General features: G+C 67.0%; 3 protein-coding genes. All 3 read left to right on the forward strand.

All coding sequences use genetic code 11. The annotated features are described in order from the left end of the window. Window positions 1-1,882 (forward strand): elongation factor G-like protein EF-G2 (locus AC2VOP_RS14635; RefSeq protein ID WP_486961646.1); only part of this gene is annotated, 1,882 nt, incomplete at its 5' end. 55 nt (window positions 1,883-1,937) lie between these two features. Continuing rightward, complete coding sequence (locus tag AC2VOP_RS14640; protein WP_486961647.1) at window positions 1,938-2,414, forward strand: hypothetical protein; 477 nt, start codon at window positions 1,938-1,940, stop codon at window positions 2,412-2,414. 58 nt (window positions 2,415-2,472) lie between these two features. Next, window positions 2,473-3,237 (forward strand): L,D-transpeptidase, encoded by a 765-nt coding sequence (locus AC2VOP_RS14645; protein ID WP_486961648.1) that lies wholly within the window; start codon window positions 2,473-2,475, stop codon window positions 3,235-3,237. Window positions 3,238-3,262: the final 25 nt, after the last annotated feature.

The following is a 3,262-nucleotide window of genomic DNA, read 5'->3' on the forward strand; positions in this document are numbered from 1 at the left end:
GTCGCTGTCACACAACGACACCAAGGTCAACCTGATCGACACCCCCGGCTACGCGGACTTCGTCGGCGAACTGCGGGCCGGGCTGCGCGCGGCGGACGGCGCGCTGTTCGTCATCGCCGCCAACGACGACGTCGACGCCGCGACCACATCGCTCTGGCAGGAATGCAGCCAGGTGGGCATGCCGCGGGCGGTGGTGGTCACCAAACTCGACCACGCCCGGGCGAACTATCCCCACGCGCTGTCCGTCGCCCAGACCGCGTTCGGAGACAAGGTGCTGCCCCTGTACCTCCCGATCAACGGCGGAAACGACGGGTTGATCGGACTGCTCTCTGAAACGGATCACGGCGACGAGCAAGCACGCAGCACGTTGATCGAAGCGATCATCGAGGAATCCGAGGACGAATCGCTGATGGACCGCTATCTCGGCGGCGAACAGATCGAACAGGCGGTGCTCACCGCCGACTTGGAGAAGGCGGTGGCACGCGGATCGTTTCACCCGGTGATCCCGGTGTGCGGCACCACCGGCGTCGGGACGGCCGAACTGCTCGAGGTCATCACCAGCGGATTCCCGTCTCCCCCGGAACACCCACTCCCCGAGGTGTTCACCCCGGACGGGGCGGCACGCGCCGCTCTCAGCTGCGACGCGAGCGGGCCGCTGCTGGCCGAGGTGGTCAAGACCACCTCGGACCCGTATGTCGGGCGGGTCAGCGTGGTCCGGGTGTTCTCCGGGACCATCAGGCCCGACGCAACAGTCCACGTGTCGGGCCATTTCACCTCGTTTTTCGGCGCGGATTCCGGGCCTGGCGGAGGCCGCGGCGGCCACACTGATCATGACGAGGACGACCGGATCGGTGCGCTGTCGTTCCCGCTCGGCAAGCAGCAGCGGCCGGCATCCGCCGTGGTCGCCGGCGACATCTGCACGATCGGCCGGTTGAGTCGGGCCGAGACCGGCGACACCCTCTCCGACAAGGCCACACCACTGGTCCTCAAACCCTGGACGATGCCGGAACCACTGCTGCCGGTCGCGGTCGCGCCGCACGCCAAAAGCGACGAGGACAAACTGTCGGTCGGGTTGGCGCGGTTGGCCGCCGAAGACCCGACGTTGCGGGTCGAGCAGAACCCGGAGACCCACCAGACAGTGCTGTGGTGCATGGGCGAAGCACATTCCGGCGTGGTGCTCGATGCGCTGGCCAACCGCTACGGGGTGGCGGTGGACACCGTCGCCCTGCGCATACCGCTGCGCGAGACCTTCGCCGGCACAGCGAAGGGACACGGCCGGCATGTCAAGCAATCCGGCGGACACGGCCAGTACGCGGTCTGCGACATTGAGGTGGAGCCGTTGCCGGAAGGTTCGGGATTCGAGTTCGTCGACAAGGTGGTCGGCGGCGCGGTGCCACGGCAGTACATTCCCAGCGTGGAGAAGGGAATCCGCGCGCAGATGGAGAGGGGTGTCAGCGGCACGGGCGGCACCGGGTATCCGATGGTCGATATCCGGGTCACCCTGTTCGACGGGAAGGCGCACAGCGTCGACTCGTCGGACTACGCGTTCCAGATGGCCGGCGCGCTGGCGTTGCGCGAGGCGGCGGCGGGAACCCGCGTACAGCTGCTGGAGCCGATCGACGATGTCACGGTGCTGATCCCCGACGAGCTGGTGGGGACGGTGATGGGCGACCTCTCCGCCCGTCGCTCCCGGGTGCTCGGTACCGACAAGGTCGGTGCGGACCGGACGTTGGTGAAGGCGGAGGTACCGCAGGTCGAACTCACCCGCTACGCCATCGACCTGCGTTCGCTGTCCCACGGCGCCGGCTCGTTCACTCGGACGTTCGTCCGTTACGACCCCATGCCCGAGTCGGCCGCCGCCCAGGTCAGGGCAACCGCGTGAACTCTACGGGAGGCACACAGGTAGTTGACGGACCGCCGCGACCAGGTAGGGGCCTATGACGGTCTTTCATGGGCTGCCGGCCCACATCCTGTTCAACCATGTCATCGTCGTGCTGGGCCCGCTGACAGCAATCCTGATGATCATCTGCGCGGTGTGGCCGCAGGCACGCCGCCGGCTGGTCTGGCTGGTGCTGGCGCTGGCGGTTTTCACCCTGATCATGACACCGCTGGCCATCCACGCGGGCGAATGGCTGGGCGGTCACGTCGACGAGACGCCGGCCGCGGACGATCACATGAATCTGGGCGAGACCGCCATCTACTTCTCGGTGGCGCTGGTGATCGCAGCTGTGCTCCTGGCCGGCCTGCACGTTCTCCTGGAGCGCGGAAGCGCCGTGCATCCGCTGCTGCGGTGGTCGATAGCCGCGGTCGTGATCGTCACGGCCACCGTGACGACGTTGCAGATCTACCGGATCGGCGAGTCGGGCGCGCGGGCGGTCTGGGGTAACTTGGTCCCAACGTGCTGCCAGCAGTAACCGCAGTAACCGCGGACGGTAGCTGGCATTCCAGGATGCTTGGGGGAGAATGGACGCCATGTATAGGACAGTGCGCCGGGTATGCGCTGTAGGGGGAGTTTTCGCCATGGCGATGGCGGTTTCCGCCAGCGTCAGCCAAGCCGCGCAGGCGCCCCCGGCATCCATCGTCGGCGTTTTGATGATCCAGCCTGCGCCCGGTTCCGTGGTGGGCGTGGGATACCCGGTGACGGTGACGTTCACCGGGCCGGTCGGTGACCGGGCCGCGGCCGAGCGCGGCATCCACATCACGACGAAGCCCGGATCGGGCAACACCACCGGGCGGTTCACATGGGTCAGCAACGATGTCGTGCAATGGATTCCGGATGGGTTCTGGCGAGCGCACAGCAAGGTGGACGTCGATGCGCACGGGCTGTCTACCGGTTTCGAAACCGGTGACGCCGTGCTGGCTGTCGCCGACATCTCCGAGCACACCTTCACCGTCAGCGTCAACGGCGAGGTGCTGCGGGTGATGCCGGCCTCCATGGGCAAGCCCAAGCGCCCGACACCGATCGGCTCCTTCACCGCGCTGTCGAAGGAGCGGACTGTCAAGTTCGATTCCCGCACCATCGGCATCCCCCTCAAAGATCCCGAGGGCTATCTGCTCGACGGCCAGTACGCGGTCCGGGTGACTTGGAGCGGTGTCTACGTGCATTCGGCGCCGTGGTCGGTGGACTCCCAGGGCTATGCGAACGTCAGCCACGGCTGCATCAACCTCAGCCCGGACAACGCCGCCTGGTACTTCGACACGGTGCACATCGGCGATCCGATCATCGTGCAGGCCTGACCGGCGGTCGCCGGAGGAATGCCAT

The organism is Mycobacterium sp. TH-M106 (assembly GCF_057473765.1).

Coding starts and splice junctions, on each gene's coding strand:
- AC2VOP_RS14640 (WP_486961647.1), top strand. CDS start 1,938: ATGACGGTCTTTCATGGGCTGCCGGCCCACATCCTGTTCAACCATGTC.
- AC2VOP_RS14645 (WP_486961648.1), top strand. CDS start 2,473: ATGTATAGGACAGTGCGCCGGGTATGCGCTGTAGGGGGAGTTTTCGCC.